The sequence below is a fragment of the Faecalicoccus sp. LCP19S3_E2 genome, assembly GCF_052121255.1.
GTDB lineage: Bacteria > Bacillota_I > Bacilli_A > Erysipelotrichales > Erysipelotrichaceae > Faecalicoccus.
The window spans coordinates 11856-33519 of the sequence record NZ_JBQKEP010000017.1 but is presented as its reverse complement, the minus strand read 5'-3'; the positions used below and the strand labels follow the sequence as shown (position 1 = coordinate 33519).

The window sequence follows — 21664 nt, the reverse complement described above, 5'->3', positions numbered from 1 at the left end:
GATTCGATACAAATCAAACGTAACATCTTTTAATCCCTGATCCTGATCATCTGTTTTATGAATCTTGATGGGAGATGGCATCTGACGTTCCAAAATATAATAATGTTTGTCATAACTTATCGTTCCATCGCTATTTAATACAGGTGTGAAATAATAATTTCCCTTTCCTGCATCGGTATTATATACAAAATTTTGTGGATTATTTGTGTCCATTGGTTTGTCAATGTCATCAGCTATATACGTATAACCAACCAGATTGTCTTTGATTGCTTCTGCATAAGTTGGACGAATCGTTGTCGTATTGATGCTCATTCCATCCGAAGACCATTCTTTATTTGAATATTTAGTGTCTCCAATACTGAAATATGGATATAATGTACCATCGGAATCGCTTGAATTAAAGAAAAATTTTCGTCCCATAAATTCGTCGCTCAATTTTAATGGATCTTTTAAATCCGTCAGCGACAAATCTTTGGAAGGTGCTGTACTAGACCAATCCGATCCATTGCTACGCTGCGCAATCGGTGAATTATAATCTAAATTTAAGGCGTTTCGATACTCTTTTTCATCAACATAGTGAAAAGTTGCATTGGTCACCATATAAGAATCAAACACTCTTATCAGAGTAAGTACGCCCCCTTTACTGCTAAATACAGGATACGAGATAACTCTCATCCATACAGGGGATTCCGATGGAACTTCCAGTGTTCCTTCAAAGAAAATAGTACGTTTAATACCGTTCTTCCACTTAAAGAACATCATAGATGGATCTACATTCTCATTGTTGATTTTAAGTTCTGTCATCACTGCATTTTTATTAAGGGTATTTGTACTGTCATTGGAAAGAACATTCGTTTTTAATCGCAAATCATTTAAAAACGTTGTAGCCATGATAACTTCTACATCTCTGCTCTTGGAAAAAACAGAATACCATTTCACCTGTTTAATTTGCCCATAGTATTTTTGAAACCAATCCTGCTGTTGTTTTTTTCCATCAAACATCATAACTGTACTGCCATCTTTTAAAATCAGTTCGATTTTAAAGATATTCGTATCGGCTGCCGGTCTGCTTTCTCCAGCTTCAGCCAATTTAGCCTGAATTTCCGCATCGGAAATTTTATCAGGGTATGGATTGGCAACTTCGGGATAATCATCCATAATATAAGGATTGTCTTCTGTTCCTGTACCCTGCGCATACACAGGAATTGTTGAGAAGAATGCACTAAGCATCAGAAATGCCGAGAGGCAAATCGACAAAATGTTTCGTTTTCTCACCTTCATATTCTATCTCCTTCCAGGCTGTCTTATCGTTACACATCACACACTGAAATTTGTTGACTTGTTTTAATTTTCAGTCATTTTGGCATTATAATTTGTTTTTTAGGTATAACGAATACAGACAATGATTAGCCTAGTATCATTATAGGCTTTTTAAAGAATTAACGAAAGCGCTTTTATCTATTTTCTTGATGATTTTCGCATACATATCCTTTAAACATTGAAAAAGAAAAGAGCTCACTCTCAAGTCCTATCCTCTTTTCATTGTTGTTTTGCTGAAGGACTTTATTTGAACCCTTTTCAATTACCATAGATTTCTTTTTACCACCCATGGATTTTTTATGATAACTTAGATCTTATTCTAAGTTATTTCCTTTGTTGCCTATACCATAACAGACCTTATACATATTTCAATAAGACTGAAATCTTTGGTTTTGTTTTTGTCGTTTTTCGACCTACAACGGAAGATCTCTTTTAGAAAAACAAATTTTTCCTAACATTAAAAATCCAAAACCAACTACAAATAAAATTAAAACACCGATAAATCCTGTGCCTTCATATTCAACAATCCTTTCCGGTGAAAACAGACGGAGCGGTGTCAAATAATTCAAAAAGTTAAAATCCTCATTTACATCCGACAACATCTGAATTAAAAGAAACAGAAACCCAATACCTGCACCACAACCAATCGAATAACGGATTTCGTTAAATACACAGGCTGAAAAAAAACAAAGAGAGCCTAAAAAGATATGCAGGCAAAATAAGTCTATGTTCAGATACAGGAAACGCCAAAAATCTAAAGACTCCTGCATTAAAATGGTGCTACAAAAAAGAAGCAATGCCGTCGTATAAGTCATTAGTATCAAATGTTCCAGCACAAAGACAACAATCTGTGTTTGAAGAATTGCTTTTCGTCCATACTTTGTATTTAATAAATATGCCATGGATCCCTGATCCATATAACGTGCCACCAGCGTATAGGATAATAAAATCGAAAACACAAAGGGAATCAAAATTAAAATAAAGCCATATAGATAATTAATCAAAAAATCTAGCATGGTACTTCCAGGATCTTTCATACCAAAGGCAGCAAAAAGTTCCGGCATACTTTTGGCAAGTTCATTCATCCCCTGCCCAATATCAGGGTCAAACATTAACGTAATAACAGTTCCATATAAAGTAATCAAAGCCATAAAAATTAACAACATTTTTACATTGGACTTCAACTCTGTTTTCAATAAGGTTAAACTCATATCGCTTCTCCTTGATAATAAGAAAGAAAAAAATCTTCCAAGCTTTGATCATATACATGAAGATTGTTTAATTTATAGTTAGATAATTCTTTCAACAAAGTTTGGATATCCTGATTCCATAAAAGAACAACTTGATGGTCTTGAAGATTGCTCTTTTTATATTTCTGATGAAAGGCCAACGCATCCTTTTGTGATGAAAAACAAATCTCATAATATGTGTTTCTTTTTTTCTGCATTTCTTCCATAGAGGTATTGACCAGAATCTTTCCTTCTTTGATGAGTACAATATGATTACATGTGTGTTCTATTTCTTCAAATAGGTGAGATGACATCAATATGGTTTTACCTCTTTTTTTCTCGTTTTGAATCCACTCTACAAACTTCTTCTGCATCAAAGGATCAAGACCGCTTGTTGGTTCATCCAAGATCAAGATCGGTGCATCCTGCATAAAGGCTAACACCAGGCCAAGCTTTTGTTTCATTCCTTTGGACATTTTCTTGATATTGACTTTTGTATCCAGTTCAAAATAATGAATGAGTTCGTTAGCTCGTTTCAAATCGGTAACACCCTTCATCTGTGCCATAAATTCAATAAAGCTTTGCCCACTCATCGCATTCATAAAACGAATCTCTCCCGGCAGGTAGCCAATCTTACTTTGTATGTGCTCGGCATTTTGAAAACAGTTTTCTCCATCAATCAATGCTTGCCCCCTATCCGGATGAAGAAAGCCCATCAAATGACGAATCGTAGTTGTCTTTCCAGCTCCATTGGCACCGATAAAGCCGGTCGTTTCTCCTCTTTGAATTGAAAAATCGACATCAAAAATTCCTTTATGATTCCCAAAATCCTTTGTCAGATGTTGTATTTCTATCATAATTACTCCATATTGACTTTCTTGTTTGATGAATCAACTTTATAGTATGACTAAAATGCCAAAAAGAAAAGAGCTCACTCTCAAGTCCTATCCTCTTTTCATTGTTGTTTTGCTGAAGGACTTTATTTGAACCCTTTTCAATTACCATAGATCTCTTTTTACCATCCATGGATTTTTATGATAACTTAGATCTTATTCTAAGTTATTTCCTTTGTCACTTATAGCTTACCATAGAAAAGGACAGATACAAGTCAATTGGATTTTTTGGTAATCTTTCTGTCCTTTTTGGCCTTATAGATTCGTAATCGGCTTTCTTTCTGCTTTTAGATTATGTTTTTTCTTAGAACGTCTGGCCAGTTCTTCTTCCACTTCCTGTAAAGATACACCTTTTTGTGCCATGAGAACGAAGATATGATAAAACAAATCACCCAGTTCATTGACAAGATCGGTATTTGTCTGACTTAAGGCCGCAATGATTACTTCGGTATTTTCTTCCCCTACTTTTTTTAAGATCTTTTCCAATCCTTTGTCAAAAAGATAAGCGGTATAACTTCCTTCTTCTGGATTTTTTTTACGATCCAATATCGTTTCATATAATGCTTCAAATTCATTCATTCGATTTCTTCTCCTTCCATCGTTCTATAAAAACAGGAATGTCTTCCGGTATGACAGGCGGCTCCTTCCTGCTCGACAAACAAAAGGATCGTATCTTCATCACAATCCACCAGGATTTGTTTCACATGTTGATAGTGTCCGCTGGTTTCTCCTTTGATCCAAAGTTCATTACGGGAACGTGACCAATATGTTGCCAATCCTGTTTCCATCGTCTTTTTTAGGCTTTCCTCATTCATATACGCCAACATCAAAACATCTTTGGTGCCTACTTCCTGCACGATGCAGGGAACCAAACCATTCTGCTTTTCAAAATCAATTTTGATCATAGTCTTACCGGAATTCCTTTCTTTTGTAGATAGGCTTTTACATCTTGCACACTCAGTTCATCATAGTGAAATAAACTGGCAGCCAGTGCGGCATCGGCCACATCGTTTTCAAACACTTGGGCAAAATGCTCTAAGCAGCCACAGCCGCCGGATGCGATCACTGGAACATTTGTGATATTTCGTACCGCTTCCAACATTTTTATATCATAGCCTTGTTTTACCCCATCGGTATCCATCGATGTCAAAAGAATTTCACCGGCACCTAATGAAACACCTGTTTGTACCCATTCCAACAAATCAATTCCGGTATCGATGCGTCCGCCATGAATCACAACATTCCATCCGCTTTGATCAACTCTTGCTTTGGCATCGATGGCCAGCACGATACACTGATTGCCAAAGATTTGCGCCCCCTGCGCAATCAAATCAGGATTTTTGACGGCTGCCGAATTTAAGCTGACCTTATCCGCACCGGCACGCAATACACGTTTAATATCCTCGATGGTCTTTAAGCCGCCACCCACAGTAAACGGCATATAAATCGAAGAAGCAACTTGTTCAACGACCTGTACCATGGTATCTCGTCCTTCATGGGTTGCGGTAATATCTAAAAAAACGAGTTCATCAGCTCCCTGCTCATAGTATTTTTGGGCCAGTTTGACCGGATCTCCCACTTCTTTTAACCCCACAAAATTGATACCCTTGACCACTTTGCCATTTTTTACATCCAGGCAGGGTATGATTCTTTTTGTCAGCATCTTAGTCCTCCCTACAAAGTTTTAAGGCTTCTTTTAAAGACAGTGTATGAGCATACATGGCCTTACCGGTAATGGTTCCATAAAGATTCAGTTCTTTTAAAGCCTGAATATGTGATAAATCTCGTATGCCGCCGGAAGCGATGATTTGTATTGATACCGCATCCTTTAACTTTTTTAACATATCCAGATTGGGACCTGCCAAGGTTCCATCCTTGGAAATATCGGTAAAGATGATTGTTTGTACCCCATAGTCTTCCATCGTTTTCGCAAACTCAAGATAATCAACATCGCTTTGCACCAACCAGCCGGAGGCACAGACTTTGCCATCTTTACAATCGATACCGACCGCAATCTTTTCTCCATATTTTTTCAAAGCGGTTTTTAAAAACGCGGGATCTTCTAAGGCCGCCGTTCCTAAAATTACACGAGAAACACCGGATGTCAGATAAAAATCCACTGTATCCATGGAACGAATTCCGCCACCGACTTCGACCGGAATCGATAGAGCCCGTGCCGTTTGGCAAATCAGTCTGGCATTTTCCAGCTTTCCGCTTTTCGCACCGTCTAAATCCACCATGTGCAAATACTGTGCTTTCATAGCTTCAAATTCTTTGGCAATTTCCAGTACGCTTTGACCCACAACTTCTTTTTGATGATAATCGCCCTGATACAAACGTACCGGAGCTTTATCTATGATATCAATGGCAGGTAGTAGTATCATACAAATTCCTCCAAATAGTATTGTAGTATTTTTAATCCATCTTCTCCGCTTTTTTCCGGATGAAACTGACATCCCATCACATTTTCATGCATGACCAATCCCGGTATTTTCATCGTTCCATAATTACAATAGCCAATCAGATCATCAGGATCCATATTGGATGCATAATAAGAATGCACATAATAAACATAGGGATGGGCTGAAAGTTTGGAAAAGATCGGATGTTCATTTTCTTTGATCAAATCATTCCAGCCAATATGTGGCACACGAACTTTTTGATCTTTCATAAAGACAATCTGCCCCTTTAAAAAGCCAAAGCCTTCATGTATGCCATTTTCCTCACTGCTCTCAAAAAATGACTGCATGCCAAGACAAATCCCCAACAACGGCTTTTTTTCTTTGCGAACCCAATTTTCTATAAATGCATCTAATTGAGATTCCTTGATATTCTTCATCATATCACCAAAGGCCCCTACACCCGGTAAGATCAGTTTCTGACATTGTTCCAACTTTACCGGATCACTGCTGATCAAGACATCATAGTCCAGTTTTTGAACCGCATTATGCACGCTGAACAAATTGCCCATGCCATAATCAATGATTCCAATCATACTTCGATCCAACCTTTAGAAGAAGGAATCTGGTTGGAAGTGATCGTAACTGCCTGTTTTAAAGCTCTTCCCAAGGCTTTAAAGATCGCTTCGATTTGATGATGATCATTCGAACCATACAAGACATTGACATGCAGTGTGATACCAGCCTGTACAACTACTGCTCTTAAGAATTCTTCCACCATTTCTGTACTGAAATTGCCGATAGTCTCTCTTTTAAAATCGGCATGAAAGACAAGATAGGGACGACCGCTGATATCCAATGTCACATTACACAAGGTTTCATCCATCGGCAGTTGAAAAAAGCCATAACGTTGAATTCCTTTTTTATCGCCTAAAGCTTGTTTTAACGCATTTCCCAGGGCAATTCCACAATCTTCTACAGTATGATGATCACAAACTTCTAAGTCACCATGAGCCTGCACATCCAGATCCATGCCGGAGTGAAAGCTCAATAAAGTCAACATATGATCAAAAAAGCCAATACCAGTTTCAATGGATGCCTGGCCATTTCCATCTACATTTAATGATAAAGAAATTTGTGTTTCTTTGGTCTTTCGTTCTATTTTACTGCATCGCATTTGTTTCCTCCTGTTCAAAGGCATCCAATACTTCCTGGATCCATTGATTCTCTTGTGTTGTTCCTATTGTAACACGGCAATAGTTCTTTTGTTGGTAACTGCGTACGCTTAATCCCTTTTGTGAAAACAAAGCTAAAAGCTTATCAATGTGCGGTGTCTGGATCAACAAAAAGTTAGCCTTGCTATTTGAGAAAGAAAAGGAAGCATACGACTTTGATAAAAAGGCATCTCGTCCCTTTTTGATCCGTTCAATCTCCGGTTTAAATTCAGTGGCATGCGCTAATACGATTTCTGCTGCCTTCATCGATAAGGAATTCACCGAATAAGGCACATGATTCCCCCGAATGGCTTCCATATTCGCTTTGGATGTGATCAAAAAGCCAATACGAGCTCCGGCCAGTCCAAAAGCCTTGGAAAGTGTTCTGGTCACATATAAGTTAGGGCATATATCCAATAAAGAAAGGCAAGTGTCCGGGGCAAACTCGGCATACGCTTCATCGATCACAACAGGACAGTCAAAGGCTTTACAGATTTTTTCAATCTGTTCATTATTCAAAAACTGGCCGGTTGGATTGTTGGGATTACTAAAAAGAACCAGTTGTGGTTTTTCTTGTTTTCCAAAGCGAATGAACGCATCCACATCCATTGCCTGTAAAGGATCTAAGGCATATCGTACAATTTGGGCTTCGTAACTGGAAGCATAGTAGTCGTACATGCCAAAATCAGGAGCTAATGTTAAAAGCTTTTTTTCTTTTCCTAAGAAGGTCCCAATCAAAAAGCCTAAATGCTGGTCTGAGCCATTGCCAGCTAGAATTTGATCAGCCGGCACCTGGATCCAGTTTCCATAGGCTTCACAAAGCTTTTGACAGGTATCATCAGGATATCGGTTAAATTCAATATCAAAGATCGCATCCTGAATTTCTTTGCGAATGGCAGCCGATAAATTCTTTGAACTTTCGTTGGCATTTAATAAAACACCTTGTTGTGTATGCACTTTATACTGGACTTGTTTCATTGCTTGTCCTCCATTCGTATTCTTGCAGCATTGGCATGTCCCTGCAGTTGTTCTTCTTTAGCCATAACGATGATCTCTTTTCCATAAGCTTCGATAGCTTCTTTGGCATAGTGTAAATAACTGCTCTTTTTAATAAAGGCATCGACTCCTAATGCACTGGAAAAGCGAGCAGTTCCCGATGTCGGCAAGACGTGATTGGTTCCACCAAAATAATCCCCGATTGATTCACATGTATAATAGCCCATAAAGACAGAACCGGCATTTTTGACCAAATCTAAATACACTTCCGGTTCTTTGACCATCAGTTCCAGGTGCTCTGGTGCCACGGCATTGGAAATTTCAATACATTCTTCAATCGTGCCGCAAACAACGCTCTTTCCATAATCTCGTAAAGAGGCTTCTATGATTTCCTTTTTAGGAAGGATAGCGCTTTGTCTTTGTAAGGCCGCATTGACCTTCTCTAATAAAGCTTGACTGGTTGTCACTAAGATGGCACTGGCCATCGGATCGTGTTCTGCCTGCGAAATTAAATCGGCTGCCACATATTCCGGATTGGCCTCTTCATCCGCAATGACAAGGATTTCACTGGGACCGGCAATCATATCGATATCGACCTTACCAAATACCATCTTTTTGGCCGCCGCTACATAAATATTGCCCGGCCCGGTGATCTTATCGACGCTCTGAATGGATTGCGTACCATAGGCTAAGGCCGCAATGGCCTGCGCTCCACCAATTTTATAAATTTCGGATACACCGGCAATTTTTGCCGCATAGGCAATATTGGGATGAATCTTTCCTTGTTTATCCGGCGGTGTGACCATGACGATTCTTTTAACACCGGCTACATGGGCAGGAATCGCATTCATCAATACCGAACTTGGATATTGTGCTCTTCCTCCAGGCACGTAGATTCCTACACTTTCTAATGGAAGTACTCTTTGCCCCAAATAGATGCCCATCTCTTTTTGAAGGCGATAGCCTTCCTGCCGTTGCGCCTGATGAAAATCTGTAATATTCTGTGCTGCCTTTTGCATAGCTTTACAAAAATCCGGATCACATTGTTGAATGGCTTCTTCTAATTCTTCTTCAGTCACTCTAAACATCTTTTGATCGATTCCATCAAACTGTTTGGTATAACGTCGGCAGGCTTCATCTTTATTTTCTTTGACATCTTCAATAATCTTTGAAACTTGAATTAACACATCAGAAGAGATTTCCTGATTTCTTCCGGCAATAAAATTTGCCAATTCCTGCGTATTATTTTTATTGATTCGTGTCAGCATTTGATTTCACCACACTTTCCAAGTCTTGTACAAATTGTAAGACTTCTTCTCTTTTCAATTTAAAACTGGCTTTATTTACAATCACACGAGCACTGATATCACAAACCTCATCAAGAATGACCAGACCGTTTTCTTTTAATGTCGTTCCGGTTTCCACGATATCAACGATACCATCAGCCAGTCCTAAAATCGGCGCCAGTTCAACCGATCCATCGATCTTGATTACTTCTACATCGATTCCCTGATCAAGAAAATACTTTCGGGCCACATTGGGATATTTTGTCCCGATTTTTACATGCCCGACTTTATTAAAAACTTTCTTTTCCGGCAAGGAGGCCACACAAAACTTACATTTTCCGATTTTTAAGTCTAACAGCTCATAATTCTCGGATTCTCTTTCCAACAACGTGTCTTTTCCCACAACCCCGATATCGGCGACACCATGATTGACATAGGTGATCACATCGTTGGACTTTACCAGAAAATAACGAACCGGTTTGATCGTATCTTCAAAGACAAGGGCACGTCCTTTATCCTTTAAATTCTGTGTTCCATAGCCTACCTGATCTAACATCGCCACGGTTTTCTTTTCCAATCGGCCTTTTGTCAAGGCAATGCTTAAACTCATTGCACACCCTCCTGTATCTTAATTTCGCATCCTTCATAGGAAATTAGTTTTACTTCTTTTTCCTTTCGCAGCTCTTTAGCCTTTTGAAAAGCTTCCAGCTGTTTAGACATCGGATAGTAGAGATACAAAACCTTCTTTGATACACTGTCGATCACATCCAACAAATAATCGAGTTTCACACTAAAGCCGACAGCCGGCATATCTTTTCCAAACGTATTGAGAAGATGATCATAGCGCCCTCCGCTTAACACACTGGTACCGACTCCTTCTACATAACCTTCAAATAAAATACCGGTGTAGTAATCTAAATGCGGTACTTTTCCTAAATCAAACGTGATCGTATCTTCATATCCCAGCGACTTCAGATTTTCTTGAAGTTTTTGCAGCTTTCGAACAATTTCTTTTAACTCTTCATCAAAGCTTGCCTGCATGGCGTTTTCTAAACCATCTTTTCCATTCAACAAAGGAAGTTGATAAAAGAAAGCTTCCTGCTCTTTGGAAAGCTGTAAGGATGATAAATACGCTTTTAGATCCACCATACTTTTTTGATCGATAAGCTTGGCCAGAGTTTCAATTTGATCTTCCGGAAGTTCTAGTAAAGCACATGCTTTTTTAAAGAATGAACTGTTTCCGATTTCCAATGTATAAGAGGAAGCTTGAAAGCTTTGCATCGTATCTAATGCACAACACAAGACCTCCAAATCACTTTGTTCATCCAGTCCGATCAGTTCTACACCACAATCTGTGACTTCACTTCGCTTGCCCGCAAAGCTTTCCCGTACTTTAAAGACATTGGCACAATAGCGAAAGCGAAACGGCCCTTCTTTATCTTTGTATTTGGAAGCACAAATACGAGCAATAGGAACTGTCATATCCATACGAAGTGCCAATGTATTACTTTTGGCATCAAAAAATTTATACATCTCTTGCTCCTTTAAAGAAGAAAACGCTTTTTGGTATGTTTCCAAAAATTCGATCGTCGGAGCGATGACTTCTTCATAACCATACGATTGAAAAATCGATTCGATACGATTTTGAAGCTGTCTTTTCTTTCGCGTTTCTTCAAAAACCAAATCTCTCATACCCAAAGGCAAACGAATTTGACGCATATATATCCTCCTTATATAAACAAAAAAAACGCCCTCTATAAGGACGTTATCAACGTGGTTCCACCTTACTTCACCATCATCTTACGATAATGATCTCATCAAGTACTAACATACTCTAACACAATAACGGGTGTACCCGATGCCAACTACTGTTCTTTCGCCGACATAGCTCCAGGATGTGTTCATATAAAGTCGCTCTTTCTTTTCACCAGCCAGAAAGTCTCTTGAAACGTATCTTTTATACTACTCTTTCCTATCACTGCTTATGCATACAATATAATCAGTATTCCATCAATTGTCAACTGATAAATGAAAGAAATTTCATAAATGAAAATAATTTTCAATTCTACATCAAGGCTACTAATTCATTTTGAACGATCAACCAGCTCTGTGTTTTTAAGACGGAAAAACAAGGCAGGATAAAATTCTCAATGATCTTTTTGGCATTAAATCGTGTATAGACTTCTTCCTGCGAGATTTCCAAATAAAGAGCTAATCGCTGTATGCATAAAACAATAAAGGTTATTTCGTCCATCGGCTTCATAAAAACATCCTCCGTTCTGTTTTTCAGAATAGAGGATATTTTGACATGATTTATGTCTTATTGTACATAATATAAATATTCTTCCAGACACCATTGATTTTCATGGATCTTGGTAGCGGCATCAACACCTACATAGCGTAAATGCCAGCTTTCCGGTGCAATCAACGTATAATCTTCTTTATCATCCGGATAGCGAAGAATAAAACCATATTCATGCATATGCTCTAATAACCACGAATACGAAGGATGATTTCGCACCGCATCCAGATCACTGGTATCATTATCCATTCGAATATCGACAGAAAGCCCGGTCTGGTGTTCACTGGAACCCGGTCTTGTCCAATAGGCATCCGCATATTCTTGCCCATAGTTTGCGACGCCGTTATTATACAAATTCTCTTGATACTCGTAGCTTCGATAAGCCGAACAAGCATTCAAAATAAAGCCTTGTTTGTAGCTTGCCTGTACCAGTTTTTCAAAGGCATCGGCCGCTTCCTTGCGCATATAGACCGTTCCATTTTCACCGCTGGAGGAAACCGATATAAGATCGGATGGTTCATAATCCGATGGCAAATAATAATATTTGTTGACCAGCTGCAGCATAGAATCCAGATCTTCTACCGGTTGCATATGTGTATAAGCTTCCTGATCTAAATTCATCCAAACTTGTTTTTGTACTTTTTCAATCGACAAATCCGGATGTGCCTTGGCATAGGCTTGTTCACGATCATTTAAAACAGGCTCTGTTTCCTTTTCTTCGTTCTTTACTTCTTCTTTGATTTCGGTTTTCGGCTCTGTCGGCTGTAACATCTTATAACCTAAAAAGCCTAAGGAGGCAATCAAGGCCACAGCCAGTACCGCAATGATGCCTACCAGAAAAGCACCAAGTTTAGTCAGCCTGCGTTTTCTTTTCATAAAAGTCTATTCCTCACGAAGATAATCGTAGTCATTATCTTGTATACAGACCCAATCGCCGGAGGAAGATCTTCCCCAGTAGCTGCCATTGGAACCGGAAATGATTTCTTCAATAAAAATTTGTTCATCTTTTCGCAGATGACCGGTTTGTGTCGCATTGTAGTCGCCGGCATTGCGCAGGGCCATATTGTAGTTTGCCTTGTACCAGGTATCGATTTCAAAACCGTATTGATAATGATCTTCCGATTCATTTTCATCTTTTTGACGATCTTCTAACCGATCATTTCTGTCTTCCAGATATTCATTTTCATCCTGAAGATCATCCGCTTCCTCTTCTGCCTTTTTACGTGCTTCCTTTTCTTGTTCTTTTTCTTGTTCCAAGCGAGCGATTTCCTGTTGATGTTGGATTTCCTGTTGATGATTAAAATAAGTCACAAGCACTACACCACCAATCACCAACAAACCAGCCAGTACACCCAAGGCAATCAAAACCGGGACATGTGAATTCTTTTTCGCTGGTTTGATCACTTCTGTTTTCTCTTCCTCGACTGGTTTGCTCCAATCATCGTTTAGCCCCTCTTCTTTATGTGGATCAAAAACAGGCGGTGTTTGCCGCTCCGGTTCATCTAACGGTTTCCCGCAGTGAATACAATATTTTACGCTCTCCGGATTTTCCTTTTGACAATGTCTGCAAATCATAGTTTACTTTCCCTTCTTCTTAAAAACAGTATAACACTACTTTCCTTTTTGTTCTTTAAACATTTTCTGCATTGTCGAATTTTTATACGTTAAGGAACGAATGCTTAGATTATCCACCTTTTTATTGGCAATATGCAACTGTCTGTCACTTGCCAATAAGTTTTCTCTGACCTTTTGTAGATGCAGGATTGTTTTATCAATTTCATCCACAGCCGATTGAAACTTGCGACTGGCTAAATCGACATTCTTTAAAAATCCTTCTTTAAAATCTGTCATCTTTTCCTCAAAGTTGGTAATATCGATATTCTGTTCTTTGATAGCTGCCAATTCTTTACGAATCTGCACATTTTTTAAAGCTGCGTTACGCAAAATCGTAATCATCGGAATAAAGAACTGTGGTCGAATCACATACATCTTTTCATAGCGATGCGACATATCCACGATCCCACTGTTGTATAATTCACTTTCCGGCTCCAGTAAAGACACTAAGACCGCATACTCACAATGCTTCTGATTGCGATCTTTATCCAATTCTTTTAGAAACGATTCATTGGTCTTTTTGGTGGCGGTTTGATCAGCTTCATTTTTCATCTCAAACATGATGGAGATGATCTCATTGCCCTCGTCATCAAATTCTTTAAAGATGTAATCGCCTTTACTTCCGGTAGAGGCATCATTATCTTTTTCAAAATAAGAGTTTTGAAAGCCGGTAGCACGTAATTGATTAAACTGAATCTCGCAATGTTGTTCCAACGTCTCTCCCAACATTTTTGTCGATAAGCGAAGTTTCATATCTTTATAGTATTCGATCATTTCTTCTTTGGACTTCAACTCCAGTGCATACTTGTTGACTAACTCCTGTTTTTCTCTTTCCATCTCTTCCTTTTCTTTTTCAAACCGATGTGCGATCTTTTCATTTTCCAGTTCCGACTGCGCCTTAGATAACTGAATCTGATTTTTTAGATTTGATACTTCTTCCTGCATACTCTGCAGTTCCTTTTCTTTTTCCTGCATCAATGAATGTTTCAGGCGCTCTTCCCGGATTATCCATTCTTTTTCTTTGACCTGTGTTTCTTGTTGAAGGGTTTTAAACCGGGCATCAAATTTTTCTTTTTGAAGCTGCAGCTCCTTTTCGTATCTTTGTTCCAGAACGGTTTTTTCTTTTTCTAATTCTTCATCCTTGATTTGTTTTAAAATTTCATAATAGCTGTCATCATCGATTTTAAAAACGGTTTGGCAGTTGGGACACTTTATTTCTTTCATGTGATTTCTCCTTTCGAAAAAGCTGATTTCTTACGAAACCAGCTTATAATGCATAGGCCTTTTCTACGACCACACAATAACTACTTCCCTGTTGTTTGATCTTACCAACGATCATAGCGTTTGTACCGCCAAAGTCAATCAAATGCATTGGGTCTTCAATCGATATAAAAGTCGAATGATCTGCGTTATACAGGATCATACCTCCATTTGTCATAGTCTGTGGTAAATCTCCCTGCAGCCAGACAGACTGACCGCTTTTTTGAAGAAGATCACCGTATTGGAGCGTTTCATCCACACTTAACGGATCACTTTGTGACCAGGATATCGCATTATCCGATGAAGAAGAATTTGAATCTGATGATGTTTCAGGTGCATTATTGGAACCTTGTACATCCTTTACAGGATTCTGTTGTGAGGATTCTGTTTCCTCTTTCGTATCTTCCTTTGTATCTTCTTTTTTCTTTTCCTTCTCTTTTACTGTAAACCGCAGCGTATTGCTTGTGACATCATCCTGACTGGCTGTCACCTGGTATTCTCCTGCCGTTTGTGGTACAACAAGCAAGGTATTTTCTTTTAAAGAAAGATCGGCTTTCTTTGTCACACGAAATGATTCTTTATCCAATTCAAAATCTGAAGGATCGGTCTCAACCTCCACTTCTACAGTATCACCGACTTCAATCTCTTTGGCATCCTCCACAGAAAGTCGAATGGATTCCAAAGACGGAGAAGAACAACCAAACAATAACATCGCCCCAAGTAATAAACTCATGATTTGTTTTCGTTTCATAGGATTACAACTCCTTTATAATATTTTATAGATTCATCTTAACACGAACGCTTTCAAAACTCAAAATTGAGTATAATATAATAACCAATTTCATCTATCTAATCAAGTATTCATTCACGTCAGTATAAAAATGACAGTGAAGAAATAAAAATGCATCAAGCTTAATGATAAAACATTTTAAATTTTATGGAGTACTAAAGGCTTTTTACAAATTTTGATGTTTTAATAATGGATATCATATTTGAGCAGGCAAGATATCATAATGAAGAAGATGTCGAGCTTGCGAAAAAAATCATTAATCACATAGAGAAAAAGATAAATCAAATAAAGCTATAATAAAGGAATTTTAATTTTTATTACCTATTTTTTAGTATAGATTTGACTTTTGCCTAAACATGTTTTAATATTTGATTGTATAAATCTTACGTAATTTATGGATTGTTAGAGTTGGAACATGACTTCACAAAACCTGTTTACGGATATTTTTTATCTGGAACAGGTTTTTTATTATCTGGAGGTACATAATGCGAATACAAAAAATATTAAACAACAACGCGATCATATCTAAGGATTCTTCATATCAGGAAATCATCGTAATGGGCAAAGGCATCGCCTACGGTAAGAAAACAGGTGATGTGATTGATCCATCCCGTATTTATAAAACTTTTGTTCTCAATCATGAAGCACAAAATAAGATGGTACAAATGCTCCAAAAAATCCCTATCGAATATTTAGAGCTTTGTGAATTGATTGTATCCAGAGCAAATAATATCTTAGATAAACCCTTGAGTGATGATATTTATATTTCACTAACAGATCATATTTATATGGCTGTACAAAGATATAAAAAAGGATTGCGTCTCAAAAATAAACTGTTATGGGAAATTCAACATTTCTATGCGAAAGAATATAAAATTGCTCACGAAGCTTTAAACAGTATAGAGTCCATGTTTCAAATTCACATGGATGAAGATGAAGCTGGATTCATTGCCATTCACATCGTCACGGCGGAGCATGGTGACAAAGTCGATGATGTCTATGAATTGACACGTTTGATTCAAGATATCATGAATATTGTAAAATACTATTTCAAAATAGAATTAGATGAAAGAAGTTTATACTATCAACGTTTTGTTACGCATCTAAAGTTTTTTAGTTATCGCGTTCTTTCTTATAAAAACAGGAAAGAAAATGAACTTTTAAAAAACGATCTTTTAGAGATCATAAAAGAAAAATATGTCAATCCATATCTTTGTGCCTTAAAGATCAAATCTTTTGTGGAACAAAGATATGAATATATTTTGGATGATGAGGAAATATTGTATTTACTCATTCATATTTCTCAAGTCATTCAATTTAGTAAGGAGGAATGCTCAAAATAAAACTATGTTATCTGGTTGGATAGTTACATTCAGTTGGCTAAACCTTCAATCATAAAAATTGGAGGAAAATTAAAATGAAGTATGAAAAATTGGTAAATGAAATTCTCGATGCAATTGGTTCAAAAGACAACATTAAAAGTGTTGTACACTGTGCTACAAGATTACGCTTTGAACTATATGATGAATCAAAAGCAGACGATGAAAAGGTAAAATCGATTCCTGGTGTTCTTTCTTTAGTAAAGAAAGGTGGTCAGTATCAACTGGTAATCGGGAATAATGTGGATTTAGTCTATAAAGACTTAATAAAAATCGCAAATATCAAAGGAAACACGATATCGAAAAAAGATGATAGAAGTATTGTTGATCGCGTACTTGGCGCTATTACCGGTTCGATTGCCCCCGTTATTCCTTTATTGGCTGGATGTGGTATGGGAAAAGTGTTATTGCTTGTTCTTTCTCTAACACATATATTAAGTGAGGATTCTCAAACTTATATACTGATTAACCTTATTTTTGATACTGGTTTTGCCTTTATGCCTGCTTTTATTGGATTTTCAGCCGCCAAGATGTTTAATACCAATCAATACATGGGTGCCTTTTTAGGTCTCTGTTTAGTTAACCCCAGTTGGACGGCCATCGTTGGCGAAGGAAATCCGTTCACATTTCTTGGCATAGGTGTGCCTTTGGTAAAATACACTTCCAGCCTTGTACCCGCTTTAATGGCTGTGTGGATCTTGTCATATGTAGAAAAGCCGATCAAAAAAATCGTTCCTGAAATGATCAAGGTTTTTGCAGAACCTATGCTTATCGCATTGATCATGATGCCATTAACTTTTATTGTCATTGCACCTATTGGAAATTATATTTCCGGTTTTGTCGCTACTGCCAGTATGTTTCTTTATGATCATGTCGGTATTGCAGCAATTGCAATCCTTGCAGCTTTATATCCTTGGTTGGTATCCGTTGGAATTCATAAAGCTTTAAGTCCTATCAGTATTGCTTTGGTGGCAGAACAAGGCTTTGATCCGGTAATTCGTGTTGTAGCACTTTGCTCCAATATGTCACAAGCCGCAGCTTGTTTAGCTGTTTCTCTTAAAACAAAACAAAAAAAATTAAAATCTTTAGCTTTTTCTTCAGCCATTACCGCCTATCTGGGTGGAATTACAGAGCCTGCCTTGTATGGTGTAAACTTGAAGCTTAAAAAACCAATGTATGCCGGTATGATTGGTGCTGCCATTGCCGGAATTTTTGCCGGACTTGTTAAATTAAAAGCTTTTATCTATGTTACCCCGGGAATACTCAGTTTAGCTATGTGGGTATCTAAAGAAGAAAATTTTATTTTTATGGCTATTATCACCATTATCATTGCTTCTATCGCAACTTTTATTGCGGTCTTTATCATAGGCTTTGATGATTCCGAATTTGCCGATGAAATTGAGGTTCAAAATTCAGAAGATAGTAAACAAACACTGAACCAAAAATCAGCACAAAATCTAACCGCTCCTGTATCTGGATCCATTGTATCCTTGAAAGATGTTAACGATCGCACCTTTTCAAGTGAAGTCATGGGTAAAGGAATTGCGATAAAGCCAACTGAAAATACTATAGTATCTCCATGTTCCGGAACAATCAGTGCTCTATTTGAAACAGGGCATGCAATTGGCATCACAACAGATGATGGATTAGAATTATTGATTCACATTGGTATAGATACTGTAAATCTAAAAGGAAAATATTTTAAATCACTTGTGACAAAAGGACAAAAAATAAAGACAAATGAACCATTGATTGAATTCGATTCACAAAGTATTACACAAGCCGGTTATGATGACATTGTCATTGTAGTTGTCACCAATAGTAATGATTATCTGGATGTCATACCAACAAATAAAGATCAAGTTACAGTTTCTGATTTTTTAATGGGGGTATTATAAATGAAATATGCAGATTTACATATGCATACGAACCACAGTGATGGAGTATGTGAAATAAAAGATGTATTAAAAGATGCGAAAGCGCATGGACTTGAAGTAATTTCTATAACCGATCATGATACGATCAATCACTATGATGAAATTTATAAAGAAGCTAAAAAAATCGGATTAAAAGTAATCAAAGGCGTGGAGATGAGTTGTTATGACTTTGACGTGTATAAAAAAGTTCATATTGTCGGTCTATGGATAAATCCCTTTTGCCCTCATATAGAATCTTTATGCTCCAAAACTTTGGCCAGTCGTGATGCCTATCATAAAGAACTCATCGAACATCTAAAAGAACAAGGCTATGACATCAGTTATGCAGATGCAAAAAAATATTCAAAATATTCGATTGTTTTTAAAATGAATATCTTCCAGGCTCTTCAGGAAAAATACCCTAAAGAGATGACACCTCAGAAATATAAAGAATTATTCGCATCTAAGACAAGTAAAGAAACTGACTTAAAAATGGGTTATATTCCCGTAAAAGAAGGAATCCAAGCTATTCTTAATGATGGCGGCATTCCGATATTAGCACATCCCTGCCAATATGATAATTATGCCGAGATTCAAAAATATGTAGAGTATGGATTAATGGGAATTGAAATTAATCACTCTAAAATGAAAGAGAAAGACTACCCTTTGGTCCAGTACTATGCAGACAAGTTTCATCTTCTAAAAAGCGGCGGTAGTGATTATCACGATCCTAAGCTCATAACTTTTGGACAATTTGGGCTGACTAAACAAGAATTCACTGACTTAGAATCAGCGGTTTCTGCACTGCGCTAAATATAAAAGAAAGATCAGTATTTTGAAAACAAAGTGTTTCCAGGTACTGATCTTTTTATAGCCGTTTTTCAAATCCACCCGATATTTTCTGTCCTTCACTTAAGATCATAAAGGCATGTGGATCTACAGTTTTTATGGCTTTCTCTAAACGCCGGATCTCATATTTGTTTAACGCCACGACCAGTATATCTTTTTCCTGGCCGGTATAAACGCCCTGCCCTTTCCAACAAGTTACACCACGTCCGGTAATACGCATGATTTCCTTTTTCAAATTGTCGTTTTGTGTAAAGATCATCGCTGACATATTGATGTTTTGATAGTGTACCTTATCACCGACAAAATACATGATCGACACAAAGATGATGGAGTATAGGGCATTTTGTATATTGACGATATAGGCAAAGATCGCAAACACAAAGAAATTTAAGATGATCGAAAGCTTTCCTACCGAAAAATTTGGCTTGGTCTTAGAAAAATAAACACCTAATATATCAATTCCACCGGCACAGCTGCTGCTTTGCAGGCAAAGGCCAGCACCGACACCGCTCATCAAAGCACCAAATACACAATTGCTCAACATATCCGGCATAATGGCTTCGGTACGTAAAGGCAACAAGGATAGAGTGATCATCTGAATGATGATACTGATCAAAGTTCGAAGACAAAAGGACTTTGAAATCGATTTTAATGCCAAAATATATAAAGGCACATTTAAAAGCATATTCATGATACCTGTTAGATCCAGGGAATCCGGATTCGGATTCAAAGGGCGCAGCACGATATTTAAAATCTGTGCGATACCCACCACACCACCGGAGTTTAAGCCACTGGGTGTGATAAAAAAGTATATTCCTAAGGAAAATAAAATACTTCCAACGATTACTTTACCATATTTTAAGGCTTCATCTTTCATTTTCAAAAATCTCCTTTAGTCACATGACTCTTTGGTAATAAGCGTAAGCCTTTAGGAATTCGGTTGTTGATCCTATGCCCATCGCTTTTCCCAAAACCAAATGGGATACCATCTATGCAATAACAGGTATATCCTTTTTTACATTCATAAGGAATCTGTAATCCGTGCATTACTTCATCCATCTGTTCAAGATCCAACTCGATACTTTGCTTATAATTTTCCTTTGGAAAGGCCATAAACATCGCATGAGCCGGCTCAAATCTTTTTTTGATTCGACTACCTGCCAGAATCCCTTGTCGCAAACAATGTGTTTTCCTGAATTCGATAAACGGATGATCCATCATATATAGTGAATCTTCCTGCCAAATTGTGTATGCAGGAATCTTCACTAAAAGCTTGTGTAAGTCATCGATATCCTGATCCTTTTTGCGAATCTTTTTGACAGGAAGCTCTTTGATATCTCCCTGCTTTTTCTGCATCTTACAAATAAAGTGACCTTCCCCCTTCTGCATAGGGAAAATACGAACCACCTTATCAACATCCATGCCCGGTGTATCAAAGCCTCTTTGTCCAAAGGATACTTCTGGATCGACCTGCTGCATATCCGGATGTCTTTTTAAAAAGGCGGCAATGGTTTCTTCGTTTTCTTCTCTGGCATACGTACAAGTCGAATAGACCATGTATCCACCTTTTTTTAATGCTTTATAAGCCTGATCCAGAATATAGGCCTGCCGCATAGCACATTGTTGTATGTTTTCCAGTGACCAGTTATCCTGGGCAGCATCGTGTTTTTTCATCATGCCTTCGCCGGAGCATGGCGCATCGACCAAGACTCTGTCAAAGCAGGACTCCAGCTCTTCGCAAACAACCTTGGTATCACCCTGTATCAGACAAAAATTTTGTGCGGACATACGCTCCAGATTTGATAATAAAATTCTGGCTCGTTTACCATCATACTCATTGGATACCAGAAACCCATCCTGCAGCTGCGATAAAATCTGGCTGGATTTGCCACCGGGTGCCGCACAGAGATCCAATACCGTATCCGAAGGCTGTACATCCAATATGGTAACCGCCGCTGAAGCACTGGGCTCCTGTAAATAGAACGCACCGGCAATGTGATAAGGATGGTTTCCTAAAGATCGATCGATGTAATAGCCATAAGCATAAAAAGGACTAGGTTCCAAAAGTGGTGTATTAGCTTTCAGCATTTCTTCCGTGATTTTTTTAGGATGATAGCTTAAGCCTTTATACATCGGTTGTTCCAAAGATGTCTCAAAAGCCGGATAGTCTTCTTTTAAATCTCTTTTCATGCGTTCTAAAAATAAATCGTTCATAAT

24 protein-coding genes and 1 other annotated feature are annotated in these 21664 nt (G+C 37.9%); of the genes, 3 read left to right on the top strand and 21 right to left on the bottom strand.

Annotated features, from left to right (window positions below; all coding sequences use genetic code 11):
* From ACTQX6_RS11465 to ACTQX6_RS11375, 19 genes are all read right to left on the bottom strand, one after another.
* On the bottom strand, positions 1–1281 hold a 1281-nt coding region (locus tag ACTQX6_RS11465; RefSeq protein ID WP_441657526.1), incomplete at its 3' end, for a hypothetical protein.
* 173 nt (positions 1282–1454) lie between these two features.
* Complete coding sequence (locus ACTQX6_RS11460) at positions 1455–1589, bottom strand: hypothetical protein (protein WP_275056014.1); 135 nt, start codon at positions 1587–1589, stop codon at positions 1455–1457.
* Between the two features lie 144 nt (positions 1590–1733).
* Positions 1734–2531, bottom strand: a complete 798-nt coding sequence (locus ACTQX6_RS11455) for an ABC transporter permease subunit (protein ID WP_320863065.1) — start codon at positions 2529–2531, stop codon at positions 1734–1736.
* Positions 2528–3406, bottom strand: a complete 879-nt coding sequence (locus tag ACTQX6_RS11450) for an ABC transporter ATP-binding protein (RefSeq protein WP_195222330.1) — start codon at positions 3404–3406, stop codon at positions 2528–2530. Before ACTQX6_RS11450 ends, ACTQX6_RS11455 begins: the two co-directional genes overlap by 4 nt.
* A 291-nt stretch (positions 3407–3697) precedes the next feature.
* Entirely contained in the window at positions 3698–4021 is a 324-nt protein-coding gene (gene hisE / locus ACTQX6_RS11445) for a phosphoribosyl-ATP diphosphatase (protein ID WP_022789234.1), read from the bottom strand.
* A complete protein-coding gene (gene hisI / locus ACTQX6_RS11440; RefSeq protein ID WP_167698903.1) occupies positions 4018–4347 on the bottom strand; it encodes a phosphoribosyl-AMP cyclohydrolase in 330 nt (109 codons plus the stop codon). The genes hisE and hisI overlap by 4 nt, the downstream gene beginning before the upstream one ends.
* Positions 4344–5105 (bottom strand): imidazole glycerol phosphate synthase subunit HisF, encoded by a 762-nt coding sequence (gene hisF, locus ACTQX6_RS11435; protein WP_294689318.1) that lies wholly within the window; start codon positions 5103–5105, stop codon positions 4344–4346. Before hisF ends, hisI begins: the two co-directional genes overlap by 4 nt.
* 1 nt (position 5106) lies before the next feature.
* The gene (gene hisA / locus ACTQX6_RS11430) at positions 5107–5826 is read right to left on the bottom strand and encodes a 1-(5-phosphoribosyl)-5-[(5-phosphoribosylamino)methylideneamino]imidazole-4-carboxamide isomerase (protein ID WP_294689317.1); all 720 of its coding nucleotides are present in this window, start codon (positions 5824–5826) and stop codon (positions 5107–5109) included.
* A complete protein-coding gene (gene hisH / locus ACTQX6_RS11425) occupies positions 5823–6437 on the bottom strand; it encodes an imidazole glycerol phosphate synthase subunit HisH (RefSeq protein WP_294689315.1) in 615 nt (204 codons plus the stop codon). The genes hisA and hisH overlap by 4 nt, the downstream gene beginning before the upstream one ends.
* The gene (gene hisB / locus ACTQX6_RS11420) at positions 6434–7018 is read right to left on the bottom strand and encodes an imidazoleglycerol-phosphate dehydratase HisB (RefSeq protein ID WP_117447319.1); all 585 of its coding nucleotides are present in this window, start codon (positions 7016–7018) and stop codon (positions 6434–6436) included. Before hisB ends, hisH begins: the two co-directional genes overlap by 4 nt.
* Positions 7005–8033, bottom strand: coding sequence for a pyridoxal phosphate-dependent aminotransferase (locus ACTQX6_RS11415; RefSeq protein WP_294689312.1), 1029 nt, complete (start codon positions 8031–8033; stop codon positions 7005–7007). Before ACTQX6_RS11415 ends, hisB begins: the two co-directional genes overlap by 14 nt.
* Positions 8030–9319, bottom strand: coding sequence for a histidinol dehydrogenase (hisD, locus tag ACTQX6_RS11410; protein ID WP_294689310.1), 1290 nt, complete (start codon positions 9317–9319; stop codon positions 8030–8032). Before hisD ends, ACTQX6_RS11415 begins: the two co-directional genes overlap by 4 nt.
* Complete coding sequence (hisG, locus tag ACTQX6_RS11405; RefSeq protein WP_117447316.1) at positions 9300–9947, bottom strand: ATP phosphoribosyltransferase; 648 nt, start codon at positions 9945–9947, stop codon at positions 9300–9302. Before hisG ends, hisD begins: the two co-directional genes overlap by 20 nt.
* Complete coding sequence (gene hisZ / locus ACTQX6_RS11400) at positions 9944–11056, bottom strand: ATP phosphoribosyltransferase regulatory subunit (RefSeq protein ID WP_117447315.1); 1113 nt, start codon at positions 11054–11056, stop codon at positions 9944–9946. Before hisZ ends, hisG begins: the two co-directional genes overlap by 4 nt.
* A gap of 36 nt (positions 11057–11092) precedes the next feature.
* Positions 11093–11325, bottom strand: a binding site (T-box leader).
* Positions 11326–11402: 77 nt separating this feature from the next.
* Positions 11403–11600, bottom strand: a complete 198-nt coding sequence (locus ACTQX6_RS11395) for a DUF3791 domain-containing protein (RefSeq protein WP_168965643.1) — start codon at positions 11598–11600, stop codon at positions 11403–11405.
* A gap of 57 nt (positions 11601–11657) precedes the next feature.
* Positions 11658–12515 carry a M15 family metallopeptidase gene (locus tag ACTQX6_RS11390; RefSeq protein WP_294689309.1) on the bottom strand — a complete coding sequence of 286 codons (858 nt, stop codon included), beginning with the start codon at positions 12513–12515 and terminating at the stop codon, positions 11658–11660.
* 6 nt (positions 12516–12521) lie between these two features.
* Complete coding sequence (locus tag ACTQX6_RS11385) at positions 12522–13214, bottom strand: zinc-ribbon domain-containing protein (RefSeq protein WP_195222340.1); 693 nt, start codon at positions 13212–13214, stop codon at positions 12522–12524.
* 36 nt (positions 13215–13250) lie between these two features.
* Complete coding sequence (locus ACTQX6_RS11380; RefSeq protein WP_117446997.1) at positions 13251–14477, bottom strand: DUF2130 domain-containing protein; 1227 nt, start codon at positions 14475–14477, stop codon at positions 13251–13253.
* Between the two features lie 43 nt (positions 14478–14520).
* Positions 14521–15264, bottom strand: a complete 744-nt coding sequence (locus ACTQX6_RS11375; RefSeq protein WP_117446998.1) for a hypothetical protein — start codon at positions 15262–15264, stop codon at positions 14521–14523.
* A 524-nt stretch (positions 15265–15788) separates the two neighbouring features.
* On the opposite strand from ACTQX6_RS11375, the gene licT reads away from it, so the two are divergent.
* The 3 genes from licT (at position 15789) to ACTQX6_RS11360 (ending at position 19411) form a co-directional block, all read left to right on the top strand.
* Positions 15789–16646: a BglG family transcription antiterminator LicT gene (licT, locus tag ACTQX6_RS11370; RefSeq protein WP_117446999.1), complete on the top strand. Its 858-nt coding sequence runs from the start codon at positions 15789–15791 to the stop codon at positions 16644–16646.
* Positions 16647–16720: 74 nt separating this feature from the next.
* On the top strand, positions 16721–18580 hold the full coding sequence (locus ACTQX6_RS11365; protein WP_294689308.1) for a beta-glucoside-specific PTS transporter subunit IIABC: 1860 nt from the start codon (positions 16721–16723) through the stop codon (positions 18578–18580).
* Positions 18581–19411, top strand: a complete 831-nt coding sequence (locus ACTQX6_RS11360) for a PHP domain-containing protein (RefSeq protein ID WP_117447001.1) — start codon at positions 18581–18583, stop codon at positions 19409–19411. It abuts the gene before it with no gap.
* A gap of 55 nt (positions 19412–19466) precedes the next feature.
* Here the strand turns inward: ACTQX6_RS11360 and ACTQX6_RS11355 are convergent, their stop codons facing one another.
* Together ACTQX6_RS11355 and ACTQX6_RS11350 are read right to left on the bottom strand one after the other, a co-directional pair.
* Complete coding sequence (locus ACTQX6_RS11355; RefSeq protein WP_117447002.1) at positions 19467–20324, bottom strand: YitT family protein; 858 nt, start codon at positions 20322–20324, stop codon at positions 19467–19469.
* A 2-nt stretch (positions 20325–20326) separates the two neighbouring features.
* Complete coding sequence (locus ACTQX6_RS11350) at positions 20327–21661, bottom strand: RsmF rRNA methyltransferase first C-terminal domain-containing protein (protein WP_320802818.1); 1335 nt, start codon at positions 21659–21661, stop codon at positions 20327–20329.
* Positions 21662–21664 lie beyond the last annotated feature (3 nt).

Coding starts and splice junctions, on each gene's coding strand:
- hisA (WP_294689317.1), bottom strand. CDS start 5,826: ATGATACTACTACCTGCCATTGATATCATAGATAAAGCTCCGGTACGT.
- ACTQX6_RS11450 (WP_195222330.1), bottom strand. CDS start 3,406: ATGATAGAAATACAACATCTGACAAAGGATTTTGGGAATCATAAAGGA.
- ACTQX6_RS11395 (WP_168965643.1), bottom strand. CDS start 11,600: ATGAAGCCGATGGACGAAATAACCTTTATTGTTTTATGCATACAGCGA.
- ACTQX6_RS11455 (WP_320863065.1), bottom strand. CDS start 2,531: ATGAGTTTAACCTTATTGAAAACAGAGTTGAAGTCCAATGTAAAAATG.
- ACTQX6_RS11390 (WP_294689309.1), bottom strand. CDS start 12,515: ATGAAAAGAAAACGCAGGCTGACTAAACTTGGTGCTTTTCTGGTAGGC.
- ACTQX6_RS11350 (WP_320802818.1), bottom strand. CDS start 21,661: ATGAACGATTTATTTTTAGAACGCATGAAAAGAGATTTAAAAGAAGAC.
- ACTQX6_RS11360 (WP_117447001.1), top strand. CDS start 18,581: ATGAAATATGCAGATTTACATATGCATACGAACCACAGTGATGGAGTA.
- ACTQX6_RS11385 (WP_195222340.1), bottom strand. CDS start 13,214: ATGATTTGCAGACATTGTCAAAAGGAAAATCCGGAGAGCGTAAAATAT.
- hisG (WP_117447316.1), bottom strand. CDS start 9,947: ATGAGTTTAAGCATTGCCTTGACAAAAGGCCGATTGGAAAAGAAAACC.
- ACTQX6_RS11365 (WP_294689308.1), top strand. CDS start 16,721: ATGAAGTATGAAAAATTGGTAAATGAAATTCTCGATGCAATTGGTTCA.
- hisI (WP_167698903.1), bottom strand. CDS start 4,347: ATGATCAAAATTGATTTTGAAAAGCAGAATGGTTTGGTTCCCTGCATC.
- hisE (WP_022789234.1), bottom strand. CDS start 4,021: ATGAATGAATTTGAAGCATTATATGAAACGATATTGGATCGTAAAAAA.
- ACTQX6_RS11415 (WP_294689312.1), bottom strand. CDS start 8,033: ATGAAACAAGTCCAGTATAAAGTGCATACACAACAAGGTGTTTTATTA.
- ACTQX6_RS11355 (WP_117447002.1), bottom strand. CDS start 20,324: ATGAAAGATGAAGCCTTAAAATATGGTAAAGTAATCGTTGGAAGTATT.
- hisB (WP_117447319.1), bottom strand. CDS start 7,018: ATGCGATGCAGTAAAATAGAACGAAAGACCAAAGAAACACAAATTTCT.
- ACTQX6_RS11460 (WP_275056014.1), bottom strand. CDS start 1,589: ATGGTAATTGAAAAGGGTTCAAATAAAGTCCTTCAGCAAAACAACAAT.
- hisH (WP_294689315.1), bottom strand. CDS start 6,437: ATGATTGGAATCATTGATTATGGCATGGGCAATTTGTTCAGCGTGCAT.
- ACTQX6_RS11380 (WP_117446997.1), bottom strand. CDS start 14,477: ATGAAAGAAATAAAGTGTCCCAACTGCCAAACCGTTTTTAAAATCGAT.
- hisD (WP_294689310.1), bottom strand. CDS start 9,319: ATGCTGACACGAATCAATAAAAATAATACGCAGGAATTGGCAAATTTT.
- hisF (WP_294689318.1), bottom strand. CDS start 5,105: ATGCTGACAAAAAGAATCATACCCTGCCTGGATGTAAAAAATGGCAAA.
- hisZ (WP_117447315.1), bottom strand. CDS start 11,056: ATGCGTCAAATTCGTTTGCCTTTGGGTATGAGAGATTTGGTTTTTGAA.
- licT (WP_117446999.1), top strand. CDS start 15,789: ATGCGAATACAAAAAATATTAAACAACAACGCGATCATATCTAAGGAT.
- ACTQX6_RS11375 (WP_117446998.1), bottom strand. CDS start 15,264: ATGAAACGAAAACAAATCATGAGTTTATTACTTGGGGCGATGTTATTG.